Source organism: Aquimarina discodermiae (assembly GCF_040786235.1).
Taxonomy (GTDB): Bacteria; Bacteroidota; Bacteroidia; order Flavobacteriales; family Flavobacteriaceae; genus Aquimarina.
This window is the reverse complement of the sequence record NZ_JBFMKP010000026.1, coordinates 64415-82287: the sequence shown is the minus strand read 5'-3', so window position 1 is coordinate 82287 and position 17873 is coordinate 64415. Positions and strand designations below refer to the sequence as shown.

Sequence of the window (17873 nt, the reverse complement as noted above, 5' to 3'; positions counted from 1 at the left end):
TGCCCTATGTAACACATTGTTTCTTGGGTCAGGCTGCTAATATTCATACACCCAACCGTTTTGGATAAAACATGATTCTTGCACAAGGCTATTTTTCCAAATCGGGTTTGGAGTTTTTTTTTTGAGTTCTTGCCCTTAGGAACATTACCAACGGACAATTGTAAGAGTTCCTTCTCAAATTTTTTCATCATAACTGCATATGACAACTCATAATCATAACCACTCTGCATACGTATAGGGTCTGATTCCCATTCTTCTAAATGTTTAGTAAGTAATTCGGTAGCTCTATGCTTGAAGTCCATAGTTTATTTGCAAAATAAAACTATTTAAACAAATAGGGAAATTTGTCGTACACCCTATAAAGTTTTAGAATTGTGATTAGTCATTTTTTATTAACGAATAGGTGCTAAACCATTAAAAGGATAAAATATTATACTATCTTAATTGATAAAGCTTTAGATTATAAAAACATCTAATTTAAATAGCAATAATTTATATCAATTTTTCACCAAGAAACTTAGCGGTATACGATTCTTTGATTTTTGCAACTTCTTCTGGCGTTCCTTTTGCAATAATAGAGCCTCCGTTTTTACCCCCTTCAAGTCCCAGGTCAATAATATGATCTGCGCATTTTACCAGGTCCATATTATGTTCGATAACTAGTATAGAATGTTCTTTAGAAATAAGTTCGTTAAAAGAAGTAAGTAATTTTTTAATATCATGAAAGTGTAACCCTGTAGTTGGTTCATCAAAAATAAATAGTGCTTTGTCTTTGGTATTTCCTTTTACCAAAAAAGAAGCCAATTTAATACGTTGTGCTTCTCCACCAGATAGAGTAGAGGAACTTTGTCCCAATTGCACATAGCCTAGCCCTACATCTTGTAAGGGTTTCAGTTTTCTACGAATTTTTGTCTGCTTATGCTCAGAAAAAAAATCAATAGCATTATCTATTGTCATCGTAAGGATATCATGAATATTTTTATCATGAAAAGTAACTTCTAGCACCTCTTTTTTAAAGCGTTTTCCTTTACAGGTTTCACACTCAAGGTGCACATCGGCCATGAATTGCATTTCTATGGTTACTTCACCTTCTCCTTTACAAGTTTCACATCTACCACCATCTACATTAAATGAAAAATGTTTGGCTTTGTAGTTACGAATATTTGATAGTTTCTGTTCTGCAAATAAGTTTCTAATATCATCGTATGCCTTGATATAAGTTACTGGGTTTGATCGTGAGGATCTACCAATTGGATTTTGATCTACAAACTCTACATGCTTAATGTTACTGTAGTTTCCTTTAATCTCTGTAAACTGTCCGGCTTTTTCTCCATATCCACCTAATTCTTTTAAAATGGCGGGGTATACGATCTTTTTAATTAGTGTACTTTTCCCACTTCCAGAGACTCCCGTAATGGCGGTAAAAACACCCAATGGCACTTTTACGTCAATGTTTTTAAGGTTATTTTCTCTAGCGCCAAGAATCTCTATGTAGTATTTAGACGTTTGACGAGTAGGAGGAACCTCTATTTTAAGGGTTTCGTTTAGATATTTTGCCGTTAAGGAATCTGCTTTTAGAATTTCATGATAGGTGCCAGTAGCAACTACATGTCCACCATGGGTTCCTGCTTCTGGACCAATATCAATAATCTCATCGGCAGCTTTCATAATATCTTCATCGTGTTCTACTACAATCACTGTATTGCCTAAATCGCGTAACGACTGAAGTACTTTGATTAATTTTTCTGTATCCTTGGGATGCAGTCCTATACTTGGTTCATCTAGTATATACATCGATCCTACGAGGCTACTACCTAAAGAGGTAGCAAGGTTAATACGTTGAGATTCTCCCCCTGATAAGGTATTTGATTTTCTGTTAAGTGTTAGATAGTCTAAGCCTACATTTTGTAGAAAGCTAAGCCTACTATTTATTTCTTTTAGTAATCGCTTAGCGACTGTTTGGTCATACTCATTTAAGGTTAGGTTTGTAAAAAAATGTGCTAATTCATTCAATGGCATTTCTACCAAATCAGTTAGGGTAGCATTGTTTACTTTTACATAATTAGCTTCTTTACGTAATCGTTTTCCTTTACATGTCGTACACTTGGTTTTACCTCTATAGCGAGAAAGCATTACCCGATTTTGAATTTTATAAGCTTTGGATTCTAATTCAGAAAAGAAGCTATTAATGCCCTCAAAATATTCATTACCCGACCATAATAGTTCTTTATGATCTTCTGACAGTTCGAAGTAAGGCTTGTGGATTGGAAAATCGAATTTATAAGCATTATTTACCAATTGATCTTTATACCATCCCATGCTTTCGCCTTTCCACGGAAAAATGGCTCCTTCATATACACTTAAAGCTGTATTAGGAACAACTAAGTCTTCGTCAATTCCGATTACATCACCGTACCCTTCACATTTGGGGCAAGCTCCATATGGGTTGTTAAAACTAAATAAATGTACATTAGGTTCTAAAAATGTCATTCCGTCTAGCTCAAATTTATTACTAAACTCTTTTGTAGTATCGGTAGCCAATGCTTCTATTATGCAGCTACCTTTTCCTTCAAAAAAAGCAGAATCTACAGCATCAGCTAATCGATTGTAAAAATCTTCATCATCTTTTTTAACAATTCGATCTACTACCAAATAAAAATCTTTATTTTCATCTATTGTGGTTTCTTCGATACGTTGTACGGTACTATTATTTTTTACCCGAGAATATCCCTGTTGTTGTAAAACTTTTAATTTTCCTTCTAGAGTGCGACCTTCTTCTATATGAATTGGGGCCAATAGTAAAAGTTTATCACCTGTATTAAATGATTTTACATATTCGATAACATCGGTAACACTATCTTTTTTTACCTGATCCCCTGAAATAGGAGAGTAGGTTTTACCAATTCTGGCAAAAAGCAATTTAAGATAGTCATAAATCTCTGTAGTAGTACCTACCGTCGACCTTGGATTGGTAGAGTTAACTTTTTGCTCTATAGCAATTGCAGGTGCAATACCTTTTATAAAATCTACTTTTGGTTTGTTAAGACGTCCCAAAAACTGCCTGGCATACGAAGAAAGACTTTCTACATATCTACGTTGTCCTTCTGCATAAAGGGTGTCAAAAGCGAGACTTGATTTACCAGATCCAGACAATCCTGTGATAACTACTAACTTATTTCTAGGGATAACTACATCTAAATCTTTAAGGTTGTGTAGTTTAGCTCCCTTGATAATGATATTCTCTTTTGGACTAATAGTGGTAATGTCTTGGATCATAGTAAAACTGCAGTATGAGCGCAAAGATAACGATTAGAATATAAGTATTATAATCTAGCTGAATCGAATGTGAAATCAAAAAAATAGCAGATAATAGTAGGATTTTAAAGGATTGTTCTTATATTAGCACTTTACAAATAACCAGAACAATAAAACAAAACTGCCTATAGCATACCTTTACTTTTACGTTTAACATAGCACGAGCCCCAAGCTTGTTGGTCATAATTTAAAGTCAGGTATGAAGAATAACACCCTCTCAGACGCAGTTCTGGTGAACAATTACATTAACGGAAATGAAAGTGCACTTTCCGTTTTGATAGAGCGTCATAAGCAACGTATTTACAGTTTTATATATTCTAAAGTTTTTGATAGAGATGCTTCTGAAGATATTTTTCAGGATACTTTTATAAAAGTAATTCGAACATTAAAGAACGGAAAGTATAATGAAGAAGGAAAGTTTTTACCATGGGTAATGCGTATTGCACATAATTTGGTAATTGATCACTTTAGAAAAGGTAATCGTATGCCAAAATTTGAAGATAATGGCGAGTTTAGTATTTTCTCTGTGATTAGCGATGGAAACTTGAATGCAGAAAAGAAACTAATTAAGAGTCAGGTAGAGGATGATTTACGAAATATTATTCAAGAATTACCAGAAGATCAAAAAGAGGTATTGGTAATGAGAATGTATAAAGACATGAGTTTTAAAGAGATATCTGATAAAACTGGAGTGAGCATTAATACTGCTTTAGGAAGAATGCGTTATGCATTAATTAATTTAAGAAAGGTAATAGAAAAAAATAATATAGTTTTAACAGATTAATTACAAAAGAACACAATAAAGTATAAACAAGTCCGTTATAGTTTTAAATAACATTTATTTAAAATTTTTAATATGGCAAAATTATACTTTAAACCTTCAAATTCTGAAGAAAACCTTGTAATTCCAAGTAAAAGAACAATTGACTTTTTGTTAAACTATTCTAAGTCATTAAAAGTTTTGGAATTCCAAAGCTTAAAATTTGATACAATATTAAATTAATTTACTATTTGTATAGTAAAACAAGATCAAAAGACCTATTTTTTAATAGGTCTTTTTGTTTTGTGGTAATCGGTAATAACCGTTTTTCTACCAATAGTATTTGTAATAATGTCTTTATCGAGATCCCATCCTCTGGCAGGTGAATATTCTCTACCATACCAAATAATCTGAAGATGCAGATCATTCCATAATTCTTTAGGAAATAATCGTTTGGCATCCTTTTCTGTCTGGGTAACATTTTTACCGTTAGTAAAACCCCAACGATACATGAGTCTGTGTATATGAGTGTCTACAGGAAAAGCTGGAACCCCAAATGCTTGTGACATTACAACACTTGCTGTTTTATGTCCAACAGCTGGTAGTTCTTCAAGAGCTTCAAAACTTTGAGGTACCTCTCCATTGTGTTTTTCTATCAAAATTTGAGAAAGCCCATGAATTCCTTTGGACTTCATAGGACTTAATCCAACAGGTTTGATAATTTCTCTGATTTCCTCTACAGATAGCCTAACCATGGCATATGGATTGTCTGCTTTTTCAAAAAGAAGAGGTGTGATTTGATTCACTCTTACATCGGTACTTTGAGCACTCATTAGTACCGCTATTAACAAGGTGTAAGGGTCTTTATGATCAAGTGGAATGGGGATTTGTGGGTATAGTTCCTGTAGCTTCGCGATAGTAAAATCTACCTTTTCTTGTTTGGTCATAAAAACACATTTTTTTTGCTAATGTATAAATAATCAATAACATTATCCTATACCGTTTCATTATTGTAACTTTGCTGCCTTTGTCTAACTATATTTTATGAGTTTATATGATAGTATAAGACTCATTTCTTAATTTATATAAAACAATGACGACATTAAAAGCAGGAGATAAAGCACCTAGTTTTTCTGGATTAGATCAAGATGGAAACACAGTTACATTAGATACTTTTAAAGGAAAGAAATTAGTAGTTTTTTTCTATCCAAAAGCAAGTACACCTGGATGCACCGCAGAAGCGTGTAACCTTAGAGATAATTATCAAACATTTCAAAATCAAGGATATGATATTATAGGAGTAAGTGCCGATAGTGCAAAACGTCAACAAAACTTTAAAAATAAGTATGAATTACCATATCCTTTGATAGCAGATGAGGATAAATCGGTAATTGAAGCTTTTGGTGTTTGGGGTCCTAAGAAATTTATGGGTAGAGAGTATGATGGGATTCATCGTACTACTTTTGTAATTGATGAGAGTGGTATAATTACAGAAGTGATTACCAAAGTAAAAACAAAAGATCACACTGCTCAGATACTATAAAATATTTATAGAAAGTTTTTGAAACAAAAAAAAAGGGAGTTGAAAATCAGCTCCCTTTTTATTTAATTTCTATTTAGCAATTTCTTTGGTTTTATATCCAAAAAAGTTATTCGCTTTAATCATTTCAGGAATAAGATCTGGTAGCTGATCTTCCCAGCCAGAATTTCCTTCTTGTATTTTTTGAAGGACTTCTCTCGAAAAAATATCCATTATACTATCGTCATAATCGGTGATATCCTGAAGTTTTCCGTTGTATTTAAAGAATTTATACAATTCTTTCATTCTAGGGTGTACTTTCAGATTATCACTTGTAGTTAATTTACCTGTTTTTTGATTTTTAAGAGGGTAGAGGTATACTTTTAGGTCTTTAAAGAATAGCTTACCAAATGCCTCAAGGATGCCTCCACTCAGATGTCGATAGTATTTTTCATCAAATACATCAATTAAATTGTTTACTCCCATGGCCATGGCCATACGTTCTTTGGTATAATTAGAGAAATATTCGACAACTTTGTAATATTCCTTAAAGTTAGAAATCATTACGGTTTGCCCCAAAGAGCATAGTAATCTGGCCCTAGCCATAAAATCAGCTTCGTCAATTTCTCCTTCGGCTCTTAGGTTTGATAGGGTAATTTCAAAGATAACTACAGTTTTATCCTTATTGACTTTGTTTTCATTCAAAAACATGTCCAAAGATTTTTTATAGATATCCATATTTACCTTGGTTACCGGTCTATAACTTCCTCTAAGAGCTAAAACGTTTTTCTTGTATAAAAGTGCAGCAGGTAATACATTATGGCCGTCTGGTCCAAACATTACTGATTCTGTCATTCCATTTTTTACCAATTGTAAGCTCATTAACCTATTGTCGACTTTGGTAAATCGAGGTCCAGAAAAATTAATGGTATCGATCTCTATTTGATCCTTATCAAGGTGATCATATAAATATCGTAATAATTTTTTTGGGTTATCATATTTGTAATAAGCTCCATAAATGAGATTGACTCCAAGGACCCCTAAAGTCATTTGTTGTAGCCTTGCGTCATTTTCATGAAAACGAATATGTAGTACAATTTCGTTGTAATCTTCGTTTGGAGTCGTTTGATATCGAATACCTACCCAACCATGTCCTTTGTATTTCTTGGCAAAATCGATAGTAGCTACTGTATTTGCATAGCTAAAAAAAAGTTTGTTAGGATGTTTCTCTCTAGAAATTCGTTCTTCAACAAGGTTTACTTCGTGACGTAACATTTTTTTTAACCTCGCTTCAGTAACGTATCTTTTGTCATCTTCTATTCCATAAATCGCATCACTAAAATCTTTATCATAAGCACTCATGGCTTTTGCGATTGTACCAGAAGCTCCACCTGCTCTAAAAAAATTACGAACTGTTTCTTGACCAGCACCAATCTCTGCAAAAGTACCGTATATATTTTGGTTAAGGTTAATGCGTAAAGCTTTGCTTTTTATAGAAGGGACAGATTCAAATTCTTTATCCCCCATTATTTTAATTGGCATAGTAAAAAGGGCTTTTTTTGTTTGTTGTAAAGGTAACAATACCTTGACTATTAAAAAAGTTTGGATGTGAATTTCTGTTATCCAAATATACTTTAACAATTATCCTATAGATATGATTTTTGGGAGAAAAAATATATTTAAATTTGCGTATTGTATGGCTTTAGAAATTACTTTTTTGGGAACAGGTACTTCACAAGGTATTCCGGTAATAGGAAGTACACATCCTGTTTGTTTAAGTGATGACCCTAGAGATAAGAGACTTCGGGTATCTGTTTTAGTTTCGTGGGATGAGTATCAATATGTTATTGATTGTGGCCCCGATTTTAGACAGCAAATGTTAGCCAATGATGTATCCAGGATTGATGGATTGATTTTTACACATGAACATGCTGATCATACCATGGGATTAGATGATATAAGACCGTTCTTTTTTCGTCAGGGTGATATTCCTATATATGCTCATAAAAGAGTGTTAGATGCTTTAAGAGTGAGATTCGATTATATCTTTTCTTCAGAGAATAAATACCCTGGGGCGCCAAGTGTGCAAGAAAAAGAGATCGTTAATAAGCCATTTAGGTTAGGTAATATTAATGTTGTACCGATCAATACACTTCATAATCGTTTACAAGTTTTTGGATATCGATTTAATGATTTTGCCTACTTAACAGATGTTAAAACAATTGAAGAAAAAGAAAGATATAAGCTTAAAGGACTTAAGGTTTTGGTCATTAATGCATTACGAATCGAACCGCATCATTCACATTTCAATTTAGAAGAGGCACTCGCATTTATTAAAAGTGTACAGCCAGAAAGAGCATATTTGACACATATTAGCCATATGTTAGGATTTCATGCCGAAGTAGAAAAACTATTGCCAGAAAATGTATACCTGGCTTATGATAATTTAAAAATTACTATTTAACTATGAGAAATAAGATCTTTTTATACCTATTTATTTTTGCATTATTATTTATTCTTTTTCAGTTTATGAATGCTAAAAAAGCTAAAGAATCGTATGATGCAAAAATCGAAAATTTAAAAACTAATATTACCAAAAAAGAAGCTACTATAGATTCTTTATATACTACAAATATGGATCTTACTTATTTTTCTTTAGAAAGTAATGAGGATGCTGCAAATTATTTTCAAGAGTTAGGATATCAACCAGATAGGTTAGCATTAACCATAAGTGATCAAATTATTGGTCAAAATAAAGCGGGTAAAGATAATCCTATTATTCCTTTTGTTGGAATGGAAGGAAATATGAGTGTTAACAAAGTTAGGTTGCTTAATCACAAATGGATTATTGCAGATTTTACTGATGGAGTATATTGGGGTGAATTATTCATTACCTACGAGGTTAGAGAAGATGGTGTGGTTGATTTTGAGGTTGAAAAATCTTTTTTATATCCTAAAGATTAATGATTACTTTTATAAGTTAACTGGTTTAAACTTTTTTGATTCATGCGAAAAAGTCTAAACCAGTTCATATATAAATAGAATTAAGTTTGTTTAAAAAATATGACTATTTTTCTATGGTCTTTCTTTTTGCTTTTAGAGGTTGTTTTTTAAAAAAAGGAACCGGTTGTTGATTAGCCAATACGGGATTAATGTATTGAATAGAGGAAGGAGCTTCAGAAAAGTTAATCCTGGATGCACCAGATTTGATGCGTAACTTATCTTCGAAAATAAAATAGGACGTACCAGTTCCTTTTGGGTATATTTTTGTAGCGCTATATTGTTTTGTAAGCACTTTAAAAGTATCTTTTTTTGTTTGAATTTCTTGTGCTTGTAGTGTGTATATTCCAATCCATAATACTAGTGTAAAACAGATACTACTTTTGGTTTTTAAAGTTTGTTTATATCGTTTCATGTTATGTATATTGTTATTGGTTAGTAACACTATAAATATACACCAAGGATATTATAAAACGATCTGTGCTTTATAAATAAATGATTAGTAAAAGGTTAAGGAGTCTTTACGAAAAACTCCATAAACCTGTTAAACCATCGAAGAGGTATGGGGATCCTATTTTATTTAAATTTTAGACTGTAACCATTCCTTAAATTGATAGAAATTTTGTGGAGTTACACCATGTCCTACAGCAAATTCATTTAAGGAAGTTGTAATACCAATGTCAGTAAGTTTTATAGGAGCTTTTCTGGCCCATTCTACAGGAATTACCTGATCTACACTGCCGTGTGAACAATAAATGTTTAGGTGAGAGAAATCATTAGCTTCATATCCTTCTTTTAGGATTGCCTCATTCAAATAACCACTTAATGCAATTACATTTTTTATCTTTTTTGGGTAAGAGAGTGCGACAGCGTAACTAAGAATCGTACCTTGACTAAAACCAAGAATACTAATATTGGATGCATCCAAGTTATATGTGTCGATTGCTTCATCAATGAAGTTTATGATTTTATCTCGAGATACAATTGCTTGTTTGTCATCACTAAATTTTCCTTGATTCTCATCAAAATAAATAGCATACCAAGCATTACCATGAGGTTGTAACCCATACGGAGCACGAACCGAAATAATACACAACTCTTCTGGTAATTCTGATGCAAATGAAAACAAATCGTTTTCGTCACTTCCATATCCATGAAACAAAAATAGAGCTGGTTGTTTTTCTTTTTTTATAGAAGGTTCTTTAATGATATGATGTAATGAAAGCGTTTGAGTATTCATTTTAAGAATTGTTTCTAGTTAAAAATTAAGTGTACTTTTTTTAATCTATTTTATGAAATTAAACCATTTTTGAAAGTGAGGCCCAAGAATAGGTACTGTTTTTTCTTCTTCTTTTATCGCTAAGATCAGACCAAATACAATTAGTACGATACAGAAAATATAAAATGAAAAATGAATCATAATTGAGTTAAAAATATTTGTAAAAGCAGTTATTATATAAAAGCTTAACCATGATCCTAATGCTTGGCGTATGTGGAAACTAGCAAATTGATTTTTACTGTCTTGATTCATAAAAAATGCAATGATGGTACCAATGATTGTAATGTACGCTACTATTGCCGCCGTTTTTCCTTGTTTTTTATAGTTAGATTGCATGATGTGTGCTTATGATAGGGGGTTATTTTAATACGATTTTACCATTAGAAACAACTCCATAGGTAGCGCCTTTTCCTTTTTTCCCTAGAAACGCACTATTGTTTGATGTAGAGAGAATATCTTCTTCTGTAAAAATAGTTTCATTATTTGGTGTAAATAAGGATAGGTCTGCCTTATTGCCGATAGCTATGGTTTGATGCTCTAGATTAAAGACTTTTTTTCCTTGCGTTAGCATCGCTATTGTTTTTTCAAGACCAAGAGTAATATTAAGAGCTCCAAACGAACTTTCTAGTCCGATGGTTCCGTATTTTGCATTATCGAATTCTACTTTTTTGTGTTCGATATCCATAGGGCAATGATCACTAGTGATCATATCTATAGTGCCATCGTTCACTCCGGCTAACAATGCCGTTGTGTCTTGTTTTGTTCTTAAAGGAGGTCGTACTTTATAGTTGGTGTCAAAAGTCTCTAACTCTTCATCGGTTAGTATAAGATGATGTACAGAAGTACTGCAGCTTACTTGTAGTCCTTTTGCTTTAGCTGTTCTAATAAGATCAACCGATTTTGCAGTAGTGATAGTGGGGATATGAAGTTTACCACCTGTATATTCTAATAAGAATAAATCTCTACTAATTTGTAACTCTTCTGCAAGTGCGGGAATTCCTTTTAAACCTAATAATGTACTTTGTTCTTCTTCGTTTACCATTCCTTTGCCTGCAATACAATTTTCTTGGGGGTAGGAGAGTACCAAACCATCAAAATTTTGAGTGTATAGCAAAGCTATTTTCAATAAGTTAGGGTTTTCTATAGCTTTTTTATAATCTCCAAAAGCAATAGCACCTGCTTGTTGCATATCATATAATTCTGCCATATCAACACCTTTCGATTGAGTGGTTAATGCCCCAATGGGCAATAATGATACAGCGTTATTTTGCGATTTGATTTTAAGAAAACCAATAGAAGCACTATTATCTGTGATAGGAACTGTGTTAGGGTGCACTGCTATTTTGGTAAAACCACTCTTTGCAGCAACCTGTAAACCGTGCTCGATGGTTTCTCGTTCTTCATAACCAGGTTCTCCAAAGCTAACACTACTATCAAACCAACCCTGAGAAACATGTAGATCTGTACGCGTTATTTCTTGTGTATTTTGAGTAGTTTGAATTGTGGATTGGATATCTATAATCGTTTCATTTTCAATCAAAATATCGACGGTTTGATGATGAAAAGGAGACTTTGGGTCGATTACAGTAGCAGCCTTTAGTAAGAACTTCATTTGAGATATTTTAGGAATAGTATTTCAATCAATAAAAATAATAGCGCAAAAATAACAAACCATTTCCAAAGTTCATTAATACTCGTCTCTTCTTTTATTTGATCAAACAATTCTGTTACCGATTCGTTAACATAATAATGATCGGTTGGTTTTAAGTTATAATACTGTAGGTCACTTTCTTCACTATTGTAATTATAGCTTACATGTTGAATAGTTGTGCTTTTGTTTTGTACCGAATAAATTCCGGCTCTGGTAGGTACATCATTTGTGGTAACTCGTACCTTGGTAGCATAGCTCTGTTGTAAAGGAACTATGTTTTCTGATTCTGATACAAGAGATAAAATACCATCTTGTCCAAGTGATATTGGCACATCATAACTGTTGTTTTGTCCAATAGTATAAGAAATATCTGTAAGTTGTAAACTGTGTTTTCCTAAATTATAAAAGGTAGGGACAATAAGTGGAGAATTTTTAAAATTAGAATTTTCTCTGTTTAATGCAGCTGTAAAAACGTATAGGTTATTTGTCTTGAATAAAAAAGGTGTATTGTCTTCGTAAGAAAGAATACTGTTACTGGCATTGGCCAAATAATAACTATTTACTTTTGGATACTGAAAATTAGTAATCTGTTTGTCAAATACACCGCGATACAATGGATGAGAAAATTGAATACTAGTAATTTTTTTATTGTTTAATTTTCTCGAAACAAACCCTTGTGAAGAATATCCATTTATGAATTGTTGATAATGTGTTATATCTCCTTCATCAGAAGGGATAAAGCAGATGGTACCTCCTTCATTTGCAAAAGATTTTAAAGTATTAATTAGAGAAATAGGTATTTGTTCGATTTCATTTAGTATTACCAAGTTGGCATTGCTTACATCATTGTAGTTAAGTTCTTCTAAAGGACTGCTTTGTAGTATGAACTCGTCCGGAGTAAAGATATTTTTAATAAAATCATCTTTAGCACCGTTAACAGCCACCACCCTTATTTTTTTGGGAGTATTTATGGTGAAATATCTGGAGTTATCAAAAGTAATAGAAGGGTCTTCTATAATAACTTTTCCATTTATTTTAACATTTTCATCCAGTCTAAAAGAAGCTTTAGTCCCTCTGTTTTTTGAAATTGTAACTGCAGTTTTTGCTATTAATTTATCATCATTGTATAATGCAATCGAAGTATTTTCTGAAGTAAGATCTGTATTGCTTAGCAATATATTTAGCATTAATTCATTAGCACTATTATATCCCAAATACAAACTATCTATAGAGATATTTTGTTTGGTTACAGGTTGCAACTGAACCAGATGCTTTTTGGTTAAATTTCCTTTAGATAGCGTAAATGCTCCTCCTTTTTGTTGAAAATCAGAAACCATAATAATCCGTTTTATAGTTTCTTGCGAGGTTCCTAAAAGTTGATTGGCTTTAAGTTCTACTGCGCGGTAAGAAAGCTGACTAGAAGAATATTCTAGTTGTAATAAGTCGTTTTGAATATCTTTTTTTGAAACATCAATAAATGTTTCTGTATTTGTAAATAATGAAAAAATTTCATCATCAGGAAGTTCGCTAAGTATATCCTGAACTGCACGTTTTAACAAAGGTCCTTTCGGTCCTTTGGCTTGCATACTAAATGAATTATCTAGATAAAATACTGTTTTACTTTTTTTACCGACGATTTTTTCATTTGCGAAAAATGGTTGAGCAAAAGCAATTATAACTGATGCCAACGCTAATATTCTAGCCAATAACGTAAGCCATTTTTTTATTTGTGAGCTTTTTCTGGTTTGAATAGTAACTGCTTTCAAAAATTGAACATTACTAAACTCTTTTTTTTGGAAACGTCTTAGTTGAAATAAATGAACGAGAATAGGAATAATAAGAGCAAAAAGTGCGTATAAAAATTCTGGATGTTTAAATTGCATTCCTAACTTATTAAGTCTTTAGTTGTGTAAATATACTATAAGATTTGAGATATACGAACTTTTGAAGAAGAGTCTTTATGGTGTAGAATAACTAATTAGATTTTTTAAGATTTAGCTTAATTTTCAAAATGTATTGTTTTAATACAATTAAGTTATTTGCAAAAAAAAAGTGAAAGGCAAGCCCTTCACTTTTTGTATAATTAATTAGATGTTTTTAAAAAACATAGTATCCAACAGAAATTTGAAATGCAGCGTTTTTAGCATCTACATCTTTAATAACATCTGTAAAACCTATATTATATCTTAATTGTCCAAAGAACTTTCCGAATTCTACACCGGCACCTACAGCACCACTAAAATCGAAACTTTCTGGTTCGCCTACTTCAAAATTGTCATTCACTACAAATCCGAATTGAGGACCTGCCTCCACACTTAATACTTTTGCAAATTTTAATTTGAATAAAACAGGTATATTGATATAATCAATATCAGTATCTTCAATACCCTGAGCAGAATATAGAAGTTCTGGTTGCAAAGCCACTGTTTCCAGAAGACTAAATTGTGCAACTGCTCCTATGTGATATCCGGTTCTTCCATCCAAATTATCGTTAACCCCGTCTCCGTTTATAGTTGCAAGGTTTACACCACCTTTAAAACCAAACTTAAGATCTTGAGCATTTGAAGAAATTGAAAAACCGATTACCGCGATTGCTATTAAAAAAAGCTTTTTCATAATTGTAAATTTAAGGTTTGTTGAAGTCAAATATAGGAACAATAACCTTAATAAAAGATTAAATTAATGACTAATCAACTTTATTTTAAGTAAAATATCAAAAGACAAGAATGTTGTATATTCGCTACAAATTTCAAAAACAATAAGCAACATTGCAGCACGAGCTTACTACACAAGTACCACCAGATATTGCAGCGAGTCCCGATCTTCTTAAAAAAAATATAGCGGCCAAAAATGGGATTCCAGAGAGTGATATTAGACATATTAAAATTCTAAAACGATCTATAGATGCACGACAAAAAAATATTAAGATAAATTTAAAACTAATAGTTTTTGTGCAAGAAGATTTTGTAGATACTCCCATAGAATTACCAGAATATCCCGAAGTATCTAATGCACCCGAAATAGTAATCATTGGTGCTGGCCCTGCAGGTTTGTTTGCTGCATTAAAATGTATTGAATTAGGGTATAAACCTATTGTTTTAGAAAGAGGTAAAGATGTGCAAATGCGCCGCAGAGATTTAAAAGCAATTAATAGAGATCATGTGGTTAATGAGGATTCTAATTATTGTTTTGGTGAAGGAGGAGCAGGAACGTATAGTGACGGGAAATTATACACCCGATCAAAAAAAAGAGGTGATGTAAATCGTATTTTAAAACTTTTGGTGGGGTTTGGAGCGACCGATCAAATTTTGATTGATGCGCACCCTCATATTGGAACCAATAAACTACCAGGAATTATCGCCGCTATACGAAAGAAAATAATTGATCAAGGAGGCGAAGTACATTTTAATACTCGTGTGATTGATTTTGAAATTAAAAATTCGAAAATAACCGGAGTTACGTTACAAGATGGTAATATTCTTAGGACTAATAAGGTAATTTTGGCTACAGGTCACTCTGCTCGAGATATTTTTGAACTTTTATATCGAAAGAAAATAAAAATAGAAGCAAAACCATTTGCTTTGGGAGTTCGGGTAGAACATCCGCAACAGTTAATAGATAAAATTCAATATTCTTGTGAGGTACGAGGACCATATTTACCACCTTCACCCTATAGTATTGTAAAACAAGTAAGAGGTAGAGGAATGTATTCTTTTTGCATGTGTCCAGGTGGCGTGATAGCCCCATGTGCAACGAGCCCGGGAGAAGTAGTTACCAATGGATGGTCACCTTCTAAAAGAGATCAACCAACCGCAAATAGTGGTATTGTAATAGAATTGTGTGAAGAAGATTTTAAAGAATATGCTCATTATGGTCCTTTGGCAGCTATGTATTTTCAGAAGAGTATAGAGCAAAAAGCATGGCATTTGGGAGGAGAAACACAGCGGGTTCCCGCTCAAAAACTTGTAGATATGATTACCAATAAAGTGTCATCAAATCTTCCAGAGACTTCGTACAAACCTGGATTAACTTCTGTCGATATGAAGCAAGTATTTCCAGAGTTTATTTATAAGGTTTTAAAAAATGGTTTTAAAGAATTTGACAAAAGTATGAGGGGGTATCTTACCAATGATGCAATTATTCATGCTCCCGAATCACGAACATCATCTCCTGTAAGGATACCAAGAGATTTTAAAACACTAGAGCATGTGCAAATCAAAGGTCTGTATCCATGCGGAGAAGGAGCAGGGTATGCAGGAGGTATTATTTCTGCTGCTATAGATGGAGAAAAATGTGCGCAAGCATGCGTTAATACAATAAAATAAGTTGGATTTATATAGATAATAAGTTGTACTTTATTTATATCTTCGACCCAATACGATTTTAAAACAGCATAATTAAATGAAAAAAATAGCACTACATTGGCAAATCATGATCGGGATGTTATTAGGAATCTTATTTGGTTTTTTAATGACATCATTTTCTTGGGGCAAAGGATTTACCAATGATTGGATCGCTCCTTTAGGTACTATTTTTGTAAACCTGTTAAAACTTATCGCTGTTCCATTAATCTTAGCTTCTTTAATAAAAGGGATTTCTGATTTAAAAGATATTTCAAAATTCAAGTTAATAGGAGGAAGAACCATTCTTATATATATAGTAACGACTATAATTGCGATTACAATTGGGTTGTTGTTGGTAAATGCTTTTAAACCCGGTAATGGAATTACTCAAGAGACTATTGCAAAGTTAACCGCAGAGTATGCTGGTAATGCAAAGATATCAGAACGTATTGCAGAGGCAACAAAACAAAAAGAAAGCGGGCCTTTACAGTTTGTTGTAGATATGGTTCCTCAAAATGCCATCAAAGCAATGAGCAATAACAAAATGATGTTACAGGTTATTTTCTTTGCTATTTTTTTAGGAATAAGTATGTTATTGATCAAGCCGGATCAATCAGAGCCTTTAAAGAAGTTTTTTGATAGTTTAAATGAGGTAGTGTTAAAAATGGTAGATTTGATCATGCTTACTGCCCCTTTTGCTGTTTTTGCATTATTAGCAAACGTGGTGGTTACTTCTGATGATCCCGATATACTTTTGGCTTTATTGCGATATGCGGGTGTAGTAATATTTGGACTTGCTTTAATGATTGTATTTTACTGTGTTATGGTTGCTGTAATTACAAAAAAATCACCATTATGGTTTTTAAAGCAAATTAGTCCTGCGCAGTTATTAGCTTTTTCTACAAGCTCTAGTGCTGCTACGCTACCCGTAACTATGGAAAGAGTAGAGGAGCATATTGGAGTGGATAAAGAGGTGTCTAGTTTTGTTCTTCCTGTTGGAGCAACCATAAATATGGATGGTACCAGTTTGTATCAGGCAGTTGCTGCTGTGTTTATAATGCAGGTACTTTGGCCAGAAGGATTAACTTTTAGTAATCAAATTACTATTGTATTAACAGCCTTGTTAGCTTCAATAGGTTCTGCAGCGGTACCTGGTGCAGGTATGGTAATGCTAGTAATCGTTTTAGAAGCTATAGGTTTTCCTTCTGATAAATTACCAATCGGCTTAGCACTTATATTTGCCGTAGATAGGCCGTTAGATATGCTTAGAACTACCGTGAATGTTACAGGAGACGCTACCGTATCCATGGTAATTGCAAAATCTGTAGGTAAATTAGGATCGCCCAGAGTCAAAAATTGGGATGATGATTTTAATGGATAGTAGTATCTAAAAGACTACTTTTAACCTTTATAGTATCAATAAATTCTACAGATACTTTATAAAATTATTTTTAGTACCAGCATTTTTATTGTTTTGTTTTATCATATAAAGATTGTATGATATTTTTATGTATATCGTTATTTTATTAAATATGGTTTTTGGGTAACTAAGTTTGTACCAAGTGATTTAATTGTACGAATTTTTATCACAAAAAATACTATTAAATAAATGTTAAAACAATACATAAAAACAACTTGCTTCTAAAATTCGTTAAAATACATTTTAATATCGACTAAGTGCGATATTAATAAGTTAAGTTATTTATTGGGTCAAATCTTGGTAATATAGTATTGTTATGTATTAATAAATAACTATAAATTTGTGGTATTACCGTAGTTATGTTATGTTTTATTTTTTATTATAATATTTTTTGTAAGAAAAAATTAAACTATTTGTCGGTTAATAGCAGATTTTAACTATAAACACAAACCAAACACAAGCCCCAAATATGATTGAAATAATTACTTAGCTTTAAAAGCAGATTCTGAATTCAGAAGTTCAACTCAGATATGCCCCAAAAATCGAATTCACAAATTCACACTTCACTTATACGTGAATTCAATGA

Annotated in this window: 16 protein-coding genes; 6 read left to right on the top strand and 10 right to left on the bottom strand. The window is 32.5% G+C overall.

The window, feature by feature from the left end:
* Positions 1-302, bottom strand: a 302-nt coding sequence (locus ABW636_RS16810; RefSeq protein ID WP_367591230.1) for a hypothetical protein, incomplete at its 3' end; no start/stop codon positions are given.
* A 190-nt stretch (positions 303-492) separates the two neighbouring features.
* Positions 493-3276, bottom strand: coding sequence for an excinuclease ABC subunit UvrA (uvrA, locus tag ABW636_RS16805; protein ID WP_367591229.1), 2784 nt, complete (start codon positions 3274-3276; stop codon positions 493-495).
* A 238-nt stretch (positions 3277-3514) separates the two neighbouring features.
* On the opposite strand from uvrA, the gene ABW636_RS16800 reads away from it, so the two are divergent.
* Positions 3515-4099 carry an RNA polymerase sigma factor gene (locus ABW636_RS16800; RefSeq protein WP_367591228.1) on the top strand — a complete coding sequence of 195 codons (585 nt, stop codon included), beginning with the start codon at positions 3515-3517 and terminating at the stop codon, positions 4097-4099.
* A 254-nt stretch (positions 4100-4353) separates the two neighbouring features.
* Here the strand turns inward: ABW636_RS16800 and ABW636_RS16795 are convergent, their stop codons facing one another.
* A complete protein-coding gene (locus tag ABW636_RS16795; protein WP_367591227.1) occupies positions 4354-5022 on the bottom strand; it encodes an endonuclease III domain-containing protein in 669 nt (222 codons plus the stop codon).
* Between the two features lie 146 nt (positions 5023-5168).
* Here ABW636_RS16795 and bcp point away from each other — a divergent pair, with 146 nt between their 5' ends.
* Positions 5169-5618 carry a thioredoxin-dependent thiol peroxidase gene (gene bcp, locus ABW636_RS16790; protein ID WP_367591226.1) on the top strand — a complete coding sequence of 150 codons (450 nt, stop codon included), beginning with the start codon at positions 5169-5171 and terminating at the stop codon, positions 5616-5618.
* A 69-nt stretch (positions 5619-5687) separates the two neighbouring features.
* On the opposite strand, the gene ABW636_RS16785 is transcribed toward bcp, so the two are convergent.
* On the bottom strand, positions 5688-7136 hold the full coding sequence (locus tag ABW636_RS16785) for a TonB-dependent receptor (protein WP_367591225.1): 1449 nt from the start codon (positions 7134-7136) through the stop codon (positions 5688-5690).
* Between the two features lie 154 nt (positions 7137-7290).
* Here ABW636_RS16785 and ABW636_RS16780 point away from each other — a divergent pair, with 154 nt between their 5' ends.
* Positions 7291-8058 carry an MBL fold metallo-hydrolase gene (locus tag ABW636_RS16780; RefSeq protein WP_367591224.1) on the top strand — a complete coding sequence of 256 codons (768 nt, stop codon included), beginning with the start codon at positions 7291-7293 and terminating at the stop codon, positions 8056-8058.
* A 2-nt stretch (positions 8059-8060) separates the two neighbouring features.
* Positions 8061-8558 carry a hypothetical protein gene (locus ABW636_RS16775; protein WP_367591223.1) on the top strand — a complete coding sequence of 166 codons (498 nt, stop codon included), beginning with the start codon at positions 8061-8063 and terminating at the stop codon, positions 8556-8558.
* A 103-nt stretch (positions 8559-8661) separates the two neighbouring features.
* On the opposite strand, the gene ABW636_RS16770 is transcribed toward ABW636_RS16775, so the two are convergent.
* The 6 genes from ABW636_RS16770 to ABW636_RS16745 form a co-directional block, all read right to left on the bottom strand.
* Positions 8662-9009 carry a hypothetical protein gene (locus tag ABW636_RS16770; RefSeq protein WP_367591222.1) on the bottom strand — a complete coding sequence of 116 codons (348 nt, stop codon included), beginning with the start codon at positions 9007-9009 and terminating at the stop codon, positions 8662-8664.
* Positions 9010-9174: 165 nt separating this feature from the next.
* On the bottom strand, positions 9175-9834 hold the full coding sequence (locus ABW636_RS16765; protein WP_367591221.1) for an alpha/beta hydrolase: 660 nt from the start codon (positions 9832-9834) through the stop codon (positions 9175-9177).
* Between the two features lie 45 nt (positions 9835-9879).
* Positions 9880-10209 carry a hypothetical protein gene (locus ABW636_RS16760; RefSeq protein ID WP_367591220.1) on the bottom strand — a complete coding sequence of 110 codons (330 nt, stop codon included), beginning with the start codon at positions 10207-10209 and terminating at the stop codon, positions 9880-9882.
* Between the two features lie 22 nt (positions 10210-10231).
* The gene (locus ABW636_RS16755) at positions 10232-11485 is read right to left on the bottom strand and encodes a dihydroorotase (RefSeq protein ID WP_367591219.1); all 1254 of its coding nucleotides are present in this window, start codon (positions 11483-11485) and stop codon (positions 10232-10234) included.
* The gene (locus ABW636_RS16750; RefSeq protein WP_367591218.1) at positions 11482-13407 is read right to left on the bottom strand and encodes a vWA domain-containing protein; all 1926 of its coding nucleotides are present in this window, start codon (positions 13405-13407) and stop codon (positions 11482-11484) included. The genes ABW636_RS16755 and ABW636_RS16750 overlap by 4 nt, the downstream gene beginning before the upstream one ends.
* 214 nt (positions 13408-13621) lie before the next feature.
* Positions 13622-14140: a porin family protein gene (locus tag ABW636_RS16745; protein WP_367591217.1), complete on the bottom strand. Its 519-nt coding sequence runs from the start codon at positions 14138-14140 to the stop codon at positions 13622-13624.
* A 152-nt stretch (positions 14141-14292) separates the two neighbouring features.
* On the opposite strand from ABW636_RS16745, the gene ABW636_RS16740 reads away from it, so the two are divergent.
* Both ABW636_RS16740 and ABW636_RS16735 read left to right on the top strand, forming a co-directional pair.
* The gene (locus ABW636_RS16740; RefSeq protein ID WP_367591216.1) at positions 14293-15849 is read left to right on the top strand and encodes an NAD(P)/FAD-dependent oxidoreductase; all 1557 of its coding nucleotides are present in this window, start codon (positions 14293-14295) and stop codon (positions 15847-15849) included.
* A 76-nt stretch (positions 15850-15925) separates the two neighbouring features.
* On the top strand, positions 15926-17248 hold the full coding sequence (locus tag ABW636_RS16735) for a dicarboxylate/amino acid:cation symporter (RefSeq protein WP_367591215.1): 1323 nt from the start codon (positions 15926-15928) through the stop codon (positions 17246-17248).
* The last annotated feature ends 625 nt before the right edge of the window (positions 17249-17873 follow it).

Coding starts and splice junctions, on each gene's coding strand:
- bcp (WP_367591226.1), top strand. CDS start 5,169: ATGACGACATTAAAAGCAGGAGATAAAGCACCTAGTTTTTCTGGATTA.
- uvrA (WP_367591229.1), bottom strand. CDS start 3,276: ATGATCCAAGACATTACCACTATTAGTCCAAAAGAGAATATCATTATC.
- ABW636_RS16780 (WP_367591224.1), top strand. CDS start 7,291: ATGGCTTTAGAAATTACTTTTTTGGGAACAGGTACTTCACAAGGTATT.
- ABW636_RS16745 (WP_367591217.1), bottom strand. CDS start 14,140: ATGAAAAAGCTTTTTTTAATAGCAATCGCGGTAATCGGTTTTTCAATT.
- ABW636_RS16755 (WP_367591219.1), bottom strand. CDS start 11,485: ATGAAGTTCTTACTAAAGGCTGCTACTGTAATCGACCCAAAGTCTCCT.
- ABW636_RS16760 (WP_367591220.1), bottom strand. CDS start 10,209: ATGCAATCTAACTATAAAAAACAAGGAAAAACGGCGGCAATAGTAGCG.
- ABW636_RS16785 (WP_367591225.1), bottom strand. CDS start 7,136: ATGCCAATTAAAATAATGGGGGATAAAGAATTTGAATCTGTCCCTTCT.
- ABW636_RS16765 (WP_367591221.1), bottom strand. CDS start 9,834: ATGAATACTCAAACGCTTTCATTACATCATATCATTAAAGAACCTTCT.
- ABW636_RS16735 (WP_367591215.1), top strand. CDS start 15,926: ATGAAAAAAATAGCACTACATTGGCAAATCATGATCGGGATGTTATTA.
- ABW636_RS16800 (WP_367591228.1), top strand. CDS start 3,515: ATGAAGAATAACACCCTCTCAGACGCAGTTCTGGTGAACAATTACATT.
- ABW636_RS16775 (WP_367591223.1), top strand. CDS start 8,061: ATGAGAAATAAGATCTTTTTATACCTATTTATTTTTGCATTATTATTT.
- ABW636_RS16750 (WP_367591218.1), bottom strand. CDS start 13,407: ATGCAATTTAAACATCCAGAATTTTTATACGCACTTTTTGCTCTTATT.
- ABW636_RS16770 (WP_367591222.1), bottom strand. CDS start 9,009: ATGAAACGATATAAACAAACTTTAAAAACCAAAAGTAGTATCTGTTTT.
- ABW636_RS16795 (WP_367591227.1), bottom strand. CDS start 5,022: ATGACCAAACAAGAAAAGGTAGATTTTACTATCGCGAAGCTACAGGAA.